18 protein-coding genes are annotated in these 15,728 nt (G+C 69.3%); all 18 read right to left on the bottom strand.

Annotated elements, in window-relative coordinates:
• Positions 1 to 263: 263 nt before the first annotated feature.
• The 18 genes from ACFWR9_RS08710 to ACFWR9_RS08795 all read right to left on the bottom strand — a co-directional run bounded on the left by ACFWR9_RS08710 (position 264) and on the right by ACFWR9_RS08795 (position 15,727).
• Positions 264 to 392, bottom strand: a complete 129-nt coding sequence (locus ACFWR9_RS08710; protein ID WP_383837649.1) for a hypothetical protein — start codon at positions 390 to 392, stop codon at positions 264 to 266.
• Positions 393 to 553: 161 nt separating this feature from the next.
• Positions 554 to 712 carry a hypothetical protein gene (locus ACFWR9_RS08715; RefSeq protein ID WP_383837652.1) on the bottom strand — a complete coding sequence of 53 codons (159 nt, stop codon included), beginning with the start codon at positions 710 to 712 and terminating at the stop codon, positions 554 to 556.
• A complete protein-coding gene (locus ACFWR9_RS08720; protein ID WP_383837655.1) occupies positions 709 to 1,107 on the bottom strand; it encodes a hypothetical protein in 399 nt (132 codons plus the stop codon). The genes ACFWR9_RS08715 and ACFWR9_RS08720 overlap by 4 nt, the downstream gene beginning before the upstream one ends.
• 56 nt (positions 1,108 to 1,163) lie before the next feature.
• Positions 1,164 to 2,414: a helix-turn-helix transcriptional regulator gene (locus tag ACFWR9_RS08725; RefSeq protein ID WP_383837658.1), complete on the bottom strand. Its 1,251-nt coding sequence runs from the start codon at positions 2,412 to 2,414 to the stop codon at positions 1,164 to 1,166.
• Between the two features lie 88 nt (positions 2,415 to 2,502).
• The gene (locus tag ACFWR9_RS08730) at positions 2,503 to 3,216 is read right to left on the bottom strand and encodes a collagen-like protein (protein WP_383837661.1); all 714 of its coding nucleotides are present in this window, start codon (positions 3,214 to 3,216) and stop codon (positions 2,503 to 2,505) included.
• Positions 3,213 to 3,545, bottom strand: a complete 333-nt coding sequence (locus tag ACFWR9_RS08735; RefSeq protein WP_383837664.1) for a hypothetical protein — start codon at positions 3,543 to 3,545, stop codon at positions 3,213 to 3,215. The genes ACFWR9_RS08730 and ACFWR9_RS08735 overlap by 4 nt, the downstream gene beginning before the upstream one ends.
• 95 nt (positions 3,546 to 3,640) lie before the next feature.
• Positions 3,641 to 4,015, bottom strand: a complete 375-nt coding sequence (locus tag ACFWR9_RS08740; protein ID WP_383837667.1) for a hypothetical protein — start codon at positions 4,013 to 4,015, stop codon at positions 3,641 to 3,643.
• Between the two features lie 3 nt (positions 4,016 to 4,018).
• Positions 4,019 to 4,861 carry an N-acetylmuramoyl-L-alanine amidase gene (locus ACFWR9_RS08745; protein WP_383837670.1) on the bottom strand — a complete coding sequence of 281 codons (843 nt, stop codon included), beginning with the start codon at positions 4,859 to 4,861 and terminating at the stop codon, positions 4,019 to 4,021.
• Between the two features lie 2 nt (positions 4,862 to 4,863).
• Positions 4,864 to 5,100: a hypothetical protein gene (locus ACFWR9_RS08750; RefSeq protein ID WP_383837673.1), complete on the bottom strand. Its 237-nt coding sequence runs from the start codon at positions 5,098 to 5,100 to the stop codon at positions 4,864 to 4,866.
• Between the two features lie 11 nt (positions 5,101 to 5,111).
• Positions 5,112 to 5,624: a hypothetical protein gene (locus ACFWR9_RS08755; RefSeq protein ID WP_383837676.1), complete on the bottom strand. Its 513-nt coding sequence runs from the start codon at positions 5,622 to 5,624 to the stop codon at positions 5,112 to 5,114.
• A gap of 10 nt (positions 5,625 to 5,634) precedes the next feature.
• A complete protein-coding gene (locus ACFWR9_RS08760) occupies positions 5,635 to 9,525 on the bottom strand; it encodes a carbohydrate binding domain-containing protein (protein WP_383837679.1) in 3,891 nt (1,296 codons plus the stop codon).
• Complete coding sequence (locus tag ACFWR9_RS08765; RefSeq protein ID WP_383837682.1) at positions 9,525 to 12,728, bottom strand: hypothetical protein; 3,204 nt, start codon at positions 12,726 to 12,728, stop codon at positions 9,525 to 9,527. Before ACFWR9_RS08765 ends, ACFWR9_RS08760 begins: the two co-directional genes overlap by 1 nt.
• 123 nt (positions 12,729 to 12,851) lie before the next feature.
• Positions 12,852 to 13,250 (bottom strand): hypothetical protein, encoded by a 399-nt coding sequence (locus ACFWR9_RS08770; RefSeq protein ID WP_383837685.1) that lies wholly within the window; start codon positions 13,248 to 13,250, stop codon positions 12,852 to 12,854.
• 12 nt (positions 13,251 to 13,262) lie between these two features.
• Complete coding sequence (locus ACFWR9_RS08775) at positions 13,263 to 13,670, bottom strand: hypothetical protein (RefSeq protein WP_383837688.1); 408 nt, start codon at positions 13,668 to 13,670, stop codon at positions 13,263 to 13,265.
• 26 nt (positions 13,671 to 13,696) lie between these two features.
• On the bottom strand, positions 13,697 to 14,077 hold the full coding sequence (locus ACFWR9_RS08780; protein ID WP_383837691.1) for a hypothetical protein: 381 nt from the start codon (positions 14,075 to 14,077) through the stop codon (positions 13,697 to 13,699).
• Between the two features lie 5 nt (positions 14,078 to 14,082).
• Complete coding sequence (locus ACFWR9_RS08785) at positions 14,083 to 14,517, bottom strand: hypothetical protein (RefSeq protein ID WP_383837694.1); 435 nt, start codon at positions 14,515 to 14,517, stop codon at positions 14,083 to 14,085.
• The gene (locus ACFWR9_RS08790; protein WP_383837697.1) at positions 14,517 to 15,269 is read right to left on the bottom strand and encodes a hypothetical protein; all 753 of its coding nucleotides are present in this window, start codon (positions 15,267 to 15,269) and stop codon (positions 14,517 to 14,519) included. Before ACFWR9_RS08790 ends, ACFWR9_RS08785 begins: the two co-directional genes overlap by 1 nt.
• Positions 15,269 to 15,727: a hypothetical protein gene (locus ACFWR9_RS08795; protein WP_383837700.1), complete on the bottom strand. Its 459-nt coding sequence runs from the start codon at positions 15,725 to 15,727 to the stop codon at positions 15,269 to 15,271. The genes ACFWR9_RS08790 and ACFWR9_RS08795 overlap by 1 nt, the downstream gene beginning before the upstream one ends.
• Between the last annotated feature and the right edge of the window lies 1 nt (position 15,728).

Consider the following 15,728-nt stretch of genomic DNA (forward strand, 5'->3'; position numbering starts at 1 on the left):
CAGCGGTACAGGTCGCTGTCCGGGGCCGCTCCGCAGGTTCCTATCGGATGACGCCGAGCTTCTTGGCCTGCCTATCCCGATCGAACCTGTGGTTGCACTTCATGCACTGCCAGACCGGGCTTTCACCGGTCGACGTGACGTTCGTCGACCTGCACTTGGGGCATTCCATGAGCATCCTTCGTCGGAGCGGTGGCCTTCCCCCATGGTGCTCGCCCCGCGGGGGCTGTGACCAGAGAACGTGAGAAGACCACCCCGGGGGTGTACTACATCTGGGCGCCGCACTTGGGGCAGCGGTAGTGGTCACCCGACTTGATCATGGTGCCGCCGCACTGGCCGTTCGGGCAAGTCATTCCCAGCGGGCGGAACAGCTGGCGGAGCGTGATACCGATCATCTGGCGCATGGTGACGTCCTTTCGGTGGTGCGGTCTTCCCTGCCGCCGGATGGCGACGGGAGTCTGGGGAGGTGCGGCGACCCGCCCCTGTTCGGGGCCAGGGGCGGGCCGCGGGGATCGCTACCGGCACGGTCGGCGGACAGCGCGCCGGGCGCGGAGTCTCATCGGCCGTTGTCGGCCGGGTACGTCTGCCGGGGCGGCGACGCCTTGCAGGGGTAGGGATGCACGTAGACCGTGGCCCCGGCGCCGGACGGGGAGGGAATGTCGTACACCTTCGGCTCGCCCTCGATCAGCTCGCCGCAGCAGTCGCAGCGCCTCATCGGCGGCCGTCCCGGACGAGGCGGTACAGGGCGCGGCTGATCTCGCAGCGCTCGGCGGCGTCGACGCACTGCTCGCAGCTCGGGGCGTGGTCGAACAAGCCGCGGTGCGCGCGGTCGGCGGTACACGTCGGGCAGGCTCGCGGGTACCAGCGCATGCCGTGCACGGAGCTGGTGCCGGACAGCGGGGTCTGCTGCTCGCCGAAGTCCACCGCGGAATCGGCGGTCAGTCCGGTCTTGCACCAAACGCAATGGGCGCCGCGTACCTGGTCGTCGGTGAGGCTGTCAAGGCCGGGCAGGCCGAGGATGGTCAGCACTTCAGGTGGTGTGGCGTCGGTACTCGTTGCGGCGTCGCTCGGCATCGTCGTGCCCCCTACGGTCGAGGTGATCCGTCTCACACCAGCGACCGTAAGAGCCTTCGAACACCACCGAGGACCGGAATCCGGTCCCCTTCCTACGCCGCCAGAATGCCGACCTCCACCGCCAACTCCGACGCACGCCGCCGACGGCCCGCCTGCTTCGACTCGACTTCCTCCAGGATGATGCGGCGGGCGTACCCGTTGTATGCGATCGTCTCGGGCGCCGAGCGGTGCGCCTTCTCCAGCGTCGCGATCGCCACGTCCGGCTGCCCGTCCAGCTGGTAGCCGCGGGCCTCCTCGATGCGGTGCCGGGCCCGGCGCGGCCTGGACGGAATGGTCACCTCATCCGCCCGAGCAGCCTGCCTCACCGACTCCCCACCGTGGTGCAGCTCCACCGCGATCGTCACGGCGTGAGCGCCCATGATGGCCTGCGAGAACGACGTCACCGGGTGGTAATAGTCCGAGGCCAGACGGCCCGCCATCTCGCGAGCCTTGTCCCAGTGACGCCACGCCGTCCCCGTCTCCCGCCGACGCGCAGCCGTGTAGCCCAGCTCGAACTCCAGCGCGCCCGCGATGCCCAGCACATGGTCACTGGCGTTTGGCAGCAGCGGTTCGAGGAACCGTACGGCCTCCAGGTTCACGGCGTCGGCAGCATCGAAGTGCCGGGGCCCGGAGTCCCGGTGCGCCTGCGCGAGGAGCCACGCGGCGACACCGATCGTGTGTGGGTCCTCGGACTCCTGCGCTGCGATCATGCCGCGCTCGGCCACCCTCCACAGCAGGGCGGAGTCCGGCTGGTAGGCGATGAAGAACTGCGACAGGGAGTACGTCTGCGCGAGGAGGGCCTGCGCCGTGCGCCGGTCCGCGCTCGAATCGGCGTGCCGAACCAGCGCTTGCCCGTCTCGGATCAGGTCGGGCAGCAGCCGGCCGATGACCTCCCGATGGTTGGGCGCCTGGTGGCGTGCCTTCCATGCGGCGTGCAGTCGCGCCTCCAGGTGCGCGACGCGCGGCGGCTCGCCGGGCAAGGCCAGCGGGAAACTGTCGATGGCGGCCTTGACCGCGGCGAGGCGGGGGTGACCGGGGCCGATGAAGAGGTTCACGTGCATATCCGGGTGGCCTGTGAGGTCAGCGAGATCCCGCACCCGGAGCGCTTCGGCAATCCGCAACACCATCTCAAGGCCGGGCGCCTGCTGCTGCCCGTTCTCGATCTTCTTGAGCGTGTGCGGGGAGACGCCGATGAGGTCGGCCAGTTGGGCGCGCGTCATACCGCGGCGTTCGCGATGGATCTGCACACGCTGGCCGAACTTCAGCGGGTCAGCGAACGGGTCCGGGGTAGCATTAGATGGCACGGTCTCGCCCCTCTCCTACAGCTTCGTCACTGTCAGGGTATGGGGCGAGACCTCTTTTGTGGGCTGACCGCTGCTACTTCCACCCGGTTCAGGGGTACTGCCGCCGCTGCGGGTCCAGGGCCAGGGCGAGCGGTCCCGGTGTCTTCGTGTCCTCGCCGTTGTCCGGTGCACTGTCGCGGCGGCACATCAGGGCATCGGGGTCATCCGGCGGGGGCTGGAGGCTGTACCCCGCCGGACAGCTCGCTCCCGCCGGGCCCTCCTCCCCGCGCGGCCCCTGCTCGCCCTGCGGTCCGGCCGGACCTGCGGGGCCTGCCGGGCCACCGGGCCCCGGCTCGCCCTGTGGTCCCTGCACGCCGTCCGTGCCGTCGGCCCCCGCCGCGCCAGGCCCACCGTCTACACCAGGTACCCCGTCCGTACCGTCCTCGCCCGGTTCACCGTCCTCCCCTGCGGCCCCCGGTTCGCCGCTCTTGCCCGGCCTACCGGGCTCGCCCTGCGGGCCCGGGATCGGCACAGGCACCTCGACACGGTCGGGCAGATCCTCAACCGCACGCGCCGGATCCGGTGCTGCCGGTGTCGCGCCTTCGGCCTTCACCTGCTCGCGCAGCACCCGCACGTCACCTGCAAGGGTCGACACCGCGTCCCCGCGGAGGTCCGCCTCGGCTGCGAGAGCGTCCGCGCGGCGTGCCTCGGCGTCGATCCGCAGCCACACCAGGACGATCGCGCCCGACAGCACGAGCAACACTGCGGCGACCGCGAGGGTCCGCCACCGCTGCACGAGGACCGGCTGACCATGACGACTCACGTGGGTTGTCCCCCTAGCTCGACGATTCGGCCGCGCAGTCGTTCGTTCTCAGCGATCAGTTCGGCGATCCGCGTCTGCAGAGCGGCCTTGTCGGCGCGCTCGCTGGCGAGTTCGGCGTACGCGGCAGCGAGGAGCCGTTCGTTCTCCACGACGCGGTCGCGTAGCTGTGCGCGTTCTTCTTGCAGGTTGTCGACGAGCGTGCTGTAGCCGCCGAGCACAGCGCCCGATTGGCTCGCGGCGTTGGCGCCGCGGTGTCCGTACAGGGCGGCGGCGGCCACCGCGAGCCCGACGACGATGGTTCCGACGGCGCCGAGCGTCGCAGCGTCCACGGGCGTCCTCCGATGGTGCAGTGGGGTTGAGCGCGGCCGGGCGGCCGACGTCACCGTGCGGTGGGCGAACGCCGGCCGCGCCACCGCGCCCCGCATCAGGCGTCCGCGGAGCGGACCGGGCTCTTCAGCTCGGTCGGCAGCGCAGGCACCGGAGCCGTCACCTCGCGGTGGAGCACCATGGCGACGGCGCCCTCGACGAGCGTCATCCACAGGGCCTGGGTTTCTGCGCTCATGTTCAGGCCGAACGCGAGGAACAGGGCGAGGGCGCCCTGCGCGAGGTTCACGATCGACGCGCCGACCGCGCCGGTCTTGAGGACCAACCCGGTGGCGACGGCGACGATGAGGGAGAGGACGGCCATGATGGCGCCCTGCTGCTCGGCCGATACGTCCAGGCCGTAGGCGGAGCTGAGCTTGAGGGTGATCGCGATGAACGCGAGGATGTAGACGGGCTCTCTGCCGAAGATCTTCATGGGTCAGGACTCCTTCTTCAGTTCGGCGATCTCGGCGCGCAGCGCCTCGATCTCCTTCTCCTGGCGGACGACGGAGTTGTAGATGGACCGGAGGTAGGACTGCGCGGTCCAGTTCGGGTTCTCGTCGGCGTCCGGCGCGCTCGTCGGCGCCGTGATGTCGTCGGTGAACCAGACCGCGTTGCTGATGTCCTGCTTGGTCATGCCTGCCATGGGGTCCTCCTCTTCCTCGCCGGGGTTCCAGCCCGGCTCGTGCCTCAGCCGTTCCGCGACGTCCGCGCGGAACGTGTCCATCGGAAGCCGCGGATCGACGGGCTTCCGGCGCGTGGCTTCCTTGTGCGCCCACACGCTGTTCGCGCCCCAGCCGTGGAACCGGCAGCGCGCCGCCTGCACCCGGACCGCGACGTCGTACTGCTTGGCCGGCCACGCCCGGCCCACGGCGCCGCTGTTCTCGCACTCCAGCCCGTAGGAGACCGAGTTGCCGTCGATGGGCTCGGCAGCGTCCGGGTACGGGTGCTTGCTGTTCTCGTTGAGGACCGCGTTGTACGCGTTGCGGGCGACGGTTCCGGCGTGGTTGGCGCGGCCGTTGCCGACCAGGTAGAGGCGGCCGGTGCGGGTGAGGTAGTCGTGGCACAGCGGGCCGGGCAGGCCGCCGGCGCCGTTGAAGACGATGCTCGGCAGTCCAGAGCCTTCGCCTGCCGTGTGGTGGATCATCGTGGCGTGGACGCTGGAGAAGGAGCCCTTGTGGTTCCGGTTGTGGGTGCGCCAGCCCGGCATCTGCACGATGTCCGTGACGCCCTCCGCTCGGAGCGCCTTGATCCACTGGTCTGCGGTCATGGGCTTGGCCACGGCTACGCCCCCTGCGCAGGTACGGGTGCGGGCACCGGGGTGGCCTGCACGGTCAGCAACATCGCCGTCGACCGCGTCGCCCCGGCTGCGGCCATCGCGTCGACGAGCACGCGCGCCACCTCGTCCGGCGTCGCCATGCCCGGCAGGCCGCCTCCGGGTGCGACGTCGATGCGGAGTTCCACGTCGAACCCGGCCTCGCCGATCTCGGAGTGGACCTGGTATCTCGGGTAGTCCTGCACGCTTCCTCCCTCTAGCCGAGCCGCTTGGCGCGGCCATACGAGCCGGAGCACACCTGCACCCCGGTCAGACCGCTGGTTGCCTGCGCCCACTGGAAGGCGACCGTCCCCGCCGTCGTGGTCTCGACCTGTCCGGTCTCGACGAGCATCGTCTGGCTGGCGGAGGACCGGGTGCCGTAGGTGCAGGTGGTGGTGAACGCGTGGATGCCCCATCGGCCGTCACCCGACGGGTCGCCGGAGACAACACCGGAAGCCGCACCCCAGGCGGAGCGCAGGCCGACCGCAGCCGACGGCACCGACCACGTCGTTTTGATCAGCTCCGCTGACGGGGCCTGGTAGTGGACGAAGAACTCGACGAAGTAGATCGCGTTCGCCTCCAGAGTGAACTGGAGATCCGGGTCGTCGGCCGTCGTGGTCGTCGCTGTCCGCGTCAGCGTGGATCGCTTGTATGCCTCCGTCGGCAGCATCGACGAGAGCAGCCCGGACTGCAGTCGGCGCCCGGCGTACAGGATGGGGTACTGAGACAACGGTGGCCTCCTACAGGGGGATGACGGTGGGGTAGGCGAGCGTCACCGGCACGCCAGCGGAATGGCTCTTGGTCACGCCGTTCTGCGAGCGGACGACGGTGTACGTCTGCGGGTTGGCCAGGTCGAGATCGTCGTAGCGGATCTGCGGGTTGACGTTGGTGTTGCCGGTCGCGGAGATCGACCGCAGGCCGAGGAACACCGATGTAGTGATCGACGTGTCCACCACCGAGACCTGCCAGGCGTTCGGTTCGAAGTCCGAGGCGAGCCACGCCTTCGCGCGGAGCGTGGTCCCCGTGCCCTCGAAGCGCAGCCGATAGTAGGTGCCGGCGGTGTACGTGCCGGGCAGAGTGAACGCGGCCAGCTCCGTCTCCACCGTGGCAACGCGCTTCCGCAGGGTCAGCGTCATCGTCGAGCCGGTGTGGTTGAAGGCGAGCCGGGCGGTGTAGAGGTTGTCCGCGTCGACGTAACGCCCGACCAGACCGCCCGACAGGAACCCGCCCGTGGCCACAGCGGACGGGGTGAGGCTGACGTACACGTCGAAGTCCGTGTACGTGAAGTCGATGTACGTCCGCCGCGAGACGCTGGCGGTGGCCAGCTGGTGCGCGCCGTAGCCGCTCGTCACGCTGTAGTCCGCGGACGTGCCCCCGCCGGTCTGCCACATCGCTCCGGAGTCGGCCAGCCCCCAACTGCTCGACGCGGTGCGGCCGAACCGGTCGTACAGCGCCGACGGCGACACCCGCGTAATCCGGGCCGCCCACACGTAGTAGACCGCCGACGAGGCCGGCGTTCCCCCGTGGCGCGCGCGGACCCGAGCGCGGCCGGCCGTCGCGGGCGCCGTGACGGTCTCCTCCATGTACGTCCACACCCCGGCCGCCGCGGGCTGCGCGGCCGTCGACGCGGTCGAGTCGAAGGCGCTGGCGTTGGTGTACCAGTGCACGGAGGGCCGCAGGTCGGATGAGCCGCCTGGCGAGTACACCCACATCGACAGCACGTACTGCGCGCCCGGCGTGATGCTGTCCACGCCGGTCATGTCGCAGACCGCGCCGCCGCTGGACGACACTCCGTCCGGGGTGACGAGGAGCGATCCGACCGCCCGCGGGTGCGGGTGCACCTGGACCTGGGACCAGCCCAGGGTGGCGTTCTCCCCGGTCCAACTCGTGACGTCGCTGTTGAAGAACGGGTTGCTGTTGATCAGGCCGCCGGGGCCGGTGACGGTCATGACCTCCCCGCCGGCCCGCCAGTCCAGCGGGGTGTCCGCGACGAACGGCGTCCACCGGTATCCGGCCGTGGTGTGGACGTCGACGGCCGTCTCGGTGGTGTCGAGGGGTTCGGCGAGGTGGGATCCGTCGGTGTCGAGCCACGCGAACTCGACGGGGCTGGTTGCCGTGTTGGCGCTGCCGGTCCAGGCGACGTCGAAGGGGCGGGCCGGTGTGCAGTTGTAGGTGATCGTCCACTCGAACTGGTCGAGCTGCTCGCTGTAGCCCTGCACGAGCAGATCCAGCCGGTCCGGCGGCAGCCACACCGGCGGGTTCGTCACCTGCGCCCGGGAGCCGGTGTCCACCGCGGCGGCGGCCTCCACCATGTGCGGGGCCGCCGCCAGGTTCACGGTGACCCGAGGGAATCTCGTCTCGTCCCAGGTGCCGAGGTGGAGGCGCCAGCCCGCGTGCTCCAGCGGCTGCTCGTCATCGAGCAAGTTGAGCGTGGCCGAGGTGTCGTACAGGCCGATCCCCGCCGGTGGCGGCTGCGTCGACAGCGGGCCCGTGTCCTGCGTCAGCCGCGCCGAGGAGCCGCTGGTGCGGGACACCGTCACGTCGTTGGTGACGGACTGGTCGTCGTCGACCGGCTCCAGCGGCACGACCAGCCCGTCGCCGCCCGTGTAGTCCAGGATCATGGTCGGCGGCTGGTTGTACATGCTCGCGCGGGTCACGTACCGGATGCCGAGGACCGACCGCTGCTCGGCGAGGATGCCCTCGTCGACGTCCCCAGCGCCGCGCATCACGTCCAGCGCGGTCCCGGACGGCTGCGTGCCGCACTGCTCGTCACCCGGGCCGGTGGCGTAGGAGTGGAGGTTCTCCTCAATCCCGATCCTCGACACCCGGGAGGGGCCTTCTTCGCCGTTCCAGCCGACGAGGACACCGCCGGTCGCGTTGTAGGCGGAGAGGCCCCGGCCGACCCCCAGGTGACCGATCGCCGTCCCGGCCATGCCTGCGTCCTCGCCCATGCGGACCTGCACGATGATGCCCGGCGTGTACCCGATCGCTGTGCCCGACGTCTCGGTCGTGGACGAGGTGTTGTCGGGGACGGCGGTCGGCAGGGAGCGGGCGATGTCCACGACGACCATCGAGTAGTCGCTGTCGCCGAGGTTCTGGATGACCTGGACGATGATGAAGGTGTCCCGCCCATTGATTGCCTGCGTCCCGAAACCGGTGTCGTGGACCTGGACGTTGTCCTCGTCGTACACGCGCAGCGCGAGGTTGCCGGAGGTGTTGACGTGCACGGACCAGATCTCGCCCGTGCCCGTCGTCGACCACGAGACGAGGCGCTGCGTCGACACGGTGCCCCCGGTGGGGACCTTGCAGAAGAATCCGATCACCGAGGTGTTTTCCACACGCGTGTACGGCGGCACCGCCACCCGAAGGCCGCCGCTGGTGACGGTCGGCACCGGAGCGGAAGCCACCCACCCGTCGTAGGCCGCGAGTGTCACCCCCGCCGTGTACAGCATCGGCGGATGCCCCGACACGGCCGACGCCAACTTCGTCGCGGCGGTGCCATCCTCCATCGGCCAGTACGCGTGGATTCCCGTCTCCATCCGGCCCGGGCTCGTCAGCTCCCGGTAGATCGCGGACTTGGTGGGGATAGAGCCGACGCCGAGGCGGCGCAGCACGCCGGCGGCCTCGACCTGGGTGGTGACGTCCTTCCCGCCCGTGTCCCAGCGGGGTGTCCAGGAGGCGACCTCGCCGACGAAGCGCACCTTGCGGTTAGTGATTTCGGTGCGCCCGGCCAAAGTCCACGTGCGGCCCGCGCTGTCCGCGAACGATGTGGTGCCCGAGGTCTGTGCGCTGAAGTCCGGGCTGGCGGCGAGGGTGCCGCCGATCCCGGAGCGGACCTCGACCTTGTGCACGAGCCCGATGGGCCAGGTGTTGTCGAGCCACTTCGCGTCACCGATCCGCAGCGGCGCGGTCCCGGCGTACATGCTGGTACTGCCAGTGCCGGTGATCGGGTCGCCGAGCTGCGTCCACGTTCCGGTCATGGTGGGGGCGGTGTAGAAGCGGATGGTGTGGCCGCCCGCGCCGTTGTCGGCGTCAATGGTGACACGCACCGCGATCCGGCCGGACGTCGTCAGCGGCAGGTCCATCGTCGCCAGCGCGGTGTTCGTCATGAAGCTGCCGTTGCTGGACCACTCCAGGAACGGCTTGCTGCGGCGGATCGACAGGACCCACGACCTGTTGTCCGAGTCGTCCTTGCCGAGGAGGTTGGTGTGCGGGTAGGTCGTCTCGCCCGTGGACGGGTAGTCGGGCAAGCACCAGTTGAGGAGGGTGGCGTCGACGCGGATGTCGATGTCGCCGGTGATGTCGAGCGCCGCCGTATCGGGTGTGGACGCGTAGTCGCCCTCGCCGCCCGGCAGGTCGAGCGCCACGGAGCCGGTGCTCACCGACACGCGGACCGGGGTGTTCCGGCCGATCTGCCCGAAGTACGGGGACTCTGGGTTCTTCGGCGAGTACTTCCCGGTCAGGTTCTTCAGGGAGAAGTTGCAGCGGCCGGGGTCGGTCTGCCGTCCCCAGTCCGCCCGCCCGCGCGTGATGCGGACCTTCTCCTCGTAACGGACGTCGTCCGAGACGTCCGTCCACGTGGTGCCGTCCAACGACAGATCCACCCGGATCGGCAGCAGATCATCAAACATCAGCCGGCTCCCTGCCCGAGAGTTCCTTGCACGCTGCCGCCACGGTTCGCGATCTCCTTGCGTAGGGGGTCGAAGATCTGCTGCGCCACCACGCGCCCGTCGAGGGTGATGGTCTGGTGGACGATGACCGGCTGCACCGCAACGCCCTGTGCTGCGGCACCACGCGCGGAGCGGGGGGTGTTGAGCATCGACGACCACGCCTGCTGCTGCATACGGCGGGTGTCCGGACCCGAGTACACCCGCGACCCGAACGGCAGGCGCACCAGCTCCGGCTCGTGCTCGCCGACCAGAGTCCACGAGCCCCGGGCGCCGCCCGTCGCGGCCGAACCGCCGACGATCCCGCCCGAGGCCTTCATCCCGAAGCCCTTCTCGATGGCCTTCTCCATGGCCTTCGTGAGCTTCTCCATCTTCGAACCGAGGATGTCCACCGTCCGCTGCCACGCCTTGACCAGCTGCTCCTGGCCCTTGATCCGCGAGGAGTACACGGAGTCCGACGTGGTCTTCCCAGCGAGCGCGGCCTGCTGCATGATCTGCGTCTGCAGCAGGTTCATCTGGATGATGTCCCTGCGGGACGCCTTCAGCAGCGCGCCCGCGGTCTCCAGGCCGCCGCCCTCGATCCCGGCCTCGGCGATCTGCTGGATCAGCTCCGACTTGACGCCCTTGGTCTGGAGCTGCTTGAGCGCCGACGCGAACGCCGATGCCTGGTCACGGCTGCCGATCAGATTCGCCATGATCGACTGGGGGGTGACCGGGCCGTCACCGCGGTTCTTCGTGATGTTCGCCGCTGACAGGACGCCGTTCATGATGGACGAGCGGAGCTGCTCGGCCGCCTGCTTCAGCTCGTTCAGCCGGTCCTTGCTCTTCTGCAACGACGAGGACGCCTTGTCGAGCTGCCGCTCGTAGGTCATCAGCTTCTTGCCGGTGGAGTCGAGCTGCTTCAGCAGCCGCGACTCGGTCCGGCCGTGCGTCGCCTTCTGGATGATCGACCGCCACGAGTTCAGCGCCGACACCAGCGAGCTGATGCTGTCCGGGTTGGAGAGGGCGTTCCCGAACTCCGACGTCCGCCAGCCGGCCATGTACCCGAACCGGCTGAGAGTGAGGTCGCTGCGCGCCTTACTCCGGGCCTCCCGCTCCCCCTTCGTCGTGCCGCCCCCGGCAAGTTTGAGCGCGCCGCGGTTGAGAGCGTTCAACAACGGGAGCCCGTACTTCTTCACCGCCGAGGACTGCACCACGTACTCGGTGTCCGACACACGGGCCGTCGCCCCAGACGCGAACGTCGCCAGGATGCTGTCGCTGCGGGGCCCGCCGGGGCCCTCGATGAGGCCGCCGCTGGGGAAGTGCTGGAGTTCGCCGCCGTCGGCGTAGCCGCGAACCGGGCCACCCGCCGACCGGAACGGCTTGGCGGCCTTGTTGTCGATGTACCGGTTGTAGACGTTGACGAAGGCGCTGCCGATGGTACGGCCGTTGAGGCCTCCAGCTACAGCCCAGAACGGGGACGTGTTGGCCCTGATCGCCCCGGTCTTCGTGGGGATCCTCATGGCGCGGACCTGGCCGAGAGCGCCCATGAACGGGCTGACGTTGCCCTTGAACGTGCCGGTCGCCGACTGCCGGTCGAAGCTCTTCAGCGCCGCCTTCGCGTCCGCGAGGGCCTGCTCCGCCTGCTTCTTGTCGGCCCGCAGCTTGGCCTCGCGGGTCTTCGTGAGGCTCGGGTCGTCGAGCTTCTCCTTGATCGAGGCGAGGTTCTGCTCGGCCTGATCGACGCTCAGTTTCAGCTGCGCCCGGCTCAGCCGGGGCACGGCCTCCCCGACGAAGTCGTCGATGGCGGATCCGACGCCGCGCATGTCCTCGCGGGCGTTGCCAGCGAACTCGTCGAACTTGCTGTTCCAGTCCTTCAGGAAGCCCATGCCGGGCAGGTCGCCCCAGGTGTGGGCCAGGGTGGAGATGAAGCCGTCCATGGCCACGAGGACGCCTTCGATCGCAAAGCTGAAGACGTCGTACAGCTTGGGTGCCCACTGCAAGGCGGTGCTGACCATCTCGATGATGGCGTGGGACATGCCGAAGAAGACGCCCCGGATGCGGCCCTCGTTGGAGTCCACCCAGTCCGTGAGCTTGGTGAATCCGCCGGCCATGTCGCCGATCGACGAGGTGTCGATGCCGAGGACCGCCAGCAGCGAGTCAAACAGGGCGCCGCCCAGCGCGCTGGCCAGGGACCACGCGGCTTCGGAGCCGATGTCCAGGATCTTGGAGAAGGCGTGCCAGGCGTCGGCTGCGATCAGGGCCAGAGGCTCGATCCCCTCCATCGCGCCCTCGAAGATGGTGCCGAGGCGGAGCAGCTGCTCGCCCGCGGTGGTGAGGATCTCTCCGAGGAGCGGCCCGAAGGCTTCAGCGAAGGACCCTGCGACCTTCCCCAGAGCGGGCAGGAAGCCCTCGTTCAGGAAGGACGCCAGGCCCTCGATGACCCGGGCCGAGCCGCCGATGCCCTGCTCCAGGCCGTCGAACATGCCCGGCAGGCCGGTGTCGAGGAACCCGCCGAGGAGCTCCTGCATGGCGTCCAGGGACGGCTGGGACTTCGCGCCGAACTCGAAGAACGACTGCGTGAACTTCCCCACCGACTCCGCGAACTGCTCGACGAAGACGACGCCCATCTGCGCGTTCCGCTGGAACGCCGACTGGAATGCCGGGGACGCGGCGAACGCGGACGCCCGCTCGGTGATGGTGCCGAACGTCTCAGCGCCGAGGACCAACGACGGCTCAAGATCCTTCATGGCGGACTTGAGTGACTTCACCGCCCGTTCCGTGTGCGGAGCGACCGCCTTCTCCGTCGCCTTCTGCCAGTCCTCGAACGCGGGCTTGAGCTGCTTCGCCTTCTTCTTCAGATCGTCCATGGCCAGCGCGGCACCGCCGCCGACGACGCCGAGGCCGGCCAGCATCGGCGCGAGAGAGCCGATCGCCGGCAGCACACTGGCTCCGAGGGCCGCGCCCACGCCGATGAGCTGCCCTGTCAGGCCGCCGCCCTTTCCCAGGGAGCGGCCGGCGTTCTGCGCGGACGAGGCCACGCCGTCCAGGTCCCCGCCGACGATGCGCAGCGAGGCGCCCATGCCGTTCGCCTGGCGTTGGAGCTGGTTGAGGTTGCGGGAGACGGAGTTGAAGCCGGGGCCCGATAGGTCCCGGACGTGCACGGTGATCGTGACGTCGTCAGCCATCGGGGTCCCCTCCCTCCGTATCAGGCGTGCCGAGTTCTTCGATGGTGATCAGGCGCAGCAGTTCCGCCGGCTCGTCCATCAGGGCGGACGGCAGGCAGTGGAAGCGTTCGCAGAGCCGCAGGATCAGGCGGGCACGGCTGAGTTCTCCGGGCTCTCGGAGAGGGGTGCCATCGGAATCGGTACCGCCGGGGACGGCTCGCCATCGGGCGAGCTCTGCGGCAAAGGGTCGGGGACCCCGCTGTTCGCCTGCCGGAGCGCGTTGAGGATGGCAAGGACCATCGCGCCGTCCTGCGTGCACACGCCCTCGAAGGTGGTCGGCACCGGCTGGCCCTGGTCGTCCTCGACGTTCCAGGAGACAAGCCGCTGCACGAGCGCCTTGACGGTGTTCTGAGCGCTCCACTCCATTTCGTTGAGCTCCAGCTCCTCGCCGACGGTGAGGCCGCGGACGCTGGCCTCAAGGCCCTCGTGGTCGGTGCCGGTGAAGTCGAGCTTGAAGATCTTCCGCTTCGGTCGGTATCCCACGTGCGCCTCCTTTCAGGCCCAGGTCGGAACGACGCCATTGGCGAGCACGCCAGGCACCGAGTAGGTCAGCTCGCCGGAGTCGGCGCGGGTGAGGGGGTAGTCGGTGTAGAGCACCTCGTTGGCGAGGGTCTGCCCCGAAACGGTGAGCGTCGTGGTACGCGCCACGCTGGTGGACGGCACGGTCTTGAAGACGTCGTGGCCCATGTTCGCGGCGTCGTTGAAGACGCCGTTCAGCGTGACGCTGAAGTCGGCGAGCAGGAGGATCCGCTCGTAAGCGCTCTTGTCGATGCCGGTGGCGTCCTGCACGCCGCGCGGGGTGGCGAACTGGACGTTGGTGATGTCGTTGACGATCGCGCGGGGGGTACCTGCTGCATCGTCGACCGAGCACACGCTCCAGCCGAGCCCAGACTCTTTTGCCATGATTTTGCCCTTTCTGTCCGTTTCGGCTAAGCGTCAGCGAGCACAGGCTCGGTGACCCACTTCGGTTCCCGACTCCGGTCGATGTAGAGGGAGCCGAACATCTTCCAGACCCCGCCCCGATCCACCCACTCCTCGTGGAACAGCACCGGCACCCGGATCGCCTGGTCCTCGAACGTCACCTTCACCACGCGGATCTGGTCGCCCCCGTCAACCAGGGCGCGCAGCCGGTCCGACGGTGCGGTCAGCGTGATAGCGAAGCCGCTCGGGCCGAGATGGCGTCGCTGCGCGCGCCCGTCGTCGTGTCGCACGTTATGGACCACGGCAGGCATCTCGACGTCGAGGTCTTCACAGTCGTTGGTGTAGTCCTGGCCGTAGATCTCCAGGCGCCAGTGCTTCGGCTCTGCCATCTCGCTCAGCCCTTCCGCTGGTTCTCGACGAGGCGGAGCTGGTTTTCCGCCATGTCCTCGACCCAGTCGGCCGCACGAGTGTGCAGCCGCTTCCGGCCGGTGGGGTTCCCGCGGTGGTCCCCGTCGCGGACGACGTACAGCTCGGGGACGGTCTGGTGGTCCGCAAAGCAGCGCTGCCCGGATTCGAACCGGAACACGGTCATGCCGGCGTCGGTCCGCGTCTCGCGGAACGTGCGCCGCGACTGCGTGCGGATGTATGCGGCCTGCGCCGTGCCGAGTTCCGTCCGCTCGTCGATGACGCTGTCCCATCCGTTCCGCCACGCCTCACACCCGACCTGCTCGCACACGGCGCGCACCGTCAGGTCCCGGCGGCGGGTGATCGCGTAGGTCTGGTACGCACCGACCGGCAGGTTCGGGTCGATCCTGTTCACGGGTCGCATCAGTAGGTCACCGCCACGTCGTTCCGGATCACCGACACCGCGAACACGGCATTCGTGAAAGTCCCGGTCGTGACCACGCGCAGGTAGCGCTCCACCGTCTGAGCCCGGCCCGTCTGGATCCGCTGCGCCCCCACACCGGTGGCCGCGGTGAACCCGCCGCCGGTGACGTCCGCCCACGTGTCCGCGCCACCGTTGTCCGAGGACTCCTGCAACTTCACTGTCACGCTGGTGCCGGTGAACGCGAACACGTGCAGGTACGCCTGGAGGCCGAAGCTCGTCGGCCCGGTCCCGAAGTCCACGCTGCTGCCGTTGGTGGCGGTCGTGTCCGTCCGCTTCCCCGCGGTCAGGGACTTGCCCCACTCCAGCGTGTACGTGTTGGACTGCATCTCCACGCCGAAGGTGAAGCTGCCGTCGTCGCCGCGGGTGCCGTCGTAGCCGATCTGCTTGGCGACGAGGTTCGCGGACGGCGCGCCGAGGGTGGTGCCGCGGCAGTACATGGCGGTCACGTCCGTCCGTGGCAGTACGGACAGCACCTCGTGCGCAGCATCCGCCTCCAGCCCCGGGTTGAAGAACGTCGTGACCTGAAGCCGGCCGTCGAGCTTCCCGCCCTTGCGCTCGTAGGCGCTCTTGGTGATGGCGGTGAAATCCAAGGGGCTCGGGCCGCCGCCGATGTTGCCGACGCCCTGAATGTCGCCAGAGAGGTCGTAGCCGGAGATGAACAGCGCATCGCCGAGCCCGCTTTGCTTGGCCACTACGCCTCCTGGTTCCAGAGATCGTTGACGATGAGGGGCAGCAGGATCGTCATGCAGCGGTACTCCGCGCCGGACTCCTGCAAGTAGCCGGCGCGCGCCGACAGCGGCTCGCCGTAGGTGCCCAGGAGGTCGACGTGCCGGACGAGGCCGGCGAGGGTGAAGTCGCCGGAGTAGGCCGCCATCAGCCAGTCGAGGGCATCCATGAGGGCGGGGTCGATGCTGTCGGGCGCCAGCTCGTTGATCGGCGCGTACAGGCGCACGAACAGGGCGAGGCGCGCCGACGTCGAGTTGAGGCCGGAGCCGCCGCGCGCGGGTCCGATCTGCTCGACCCATACCGCGCACGTGAGCCCGGAGGCCGGCGGGGACTTCGGCTCGTGGCCGTTGACGGCAGCGAAGTAGCCAGACGCCAGAGCGTGGCTCTGGGCCGCGTCGAGGACGGTAAGAGCGTCGAGGGCCATG

The sequence above is a fragment of the Streptomyces sp. NPDC058534 genome (genome assembly GCF_042717365.1).
GTDB lineage: Bacteria > Actinomycetota > Actinomycetes > Streptomycetales > Streptomycetaceae > Streptomyces.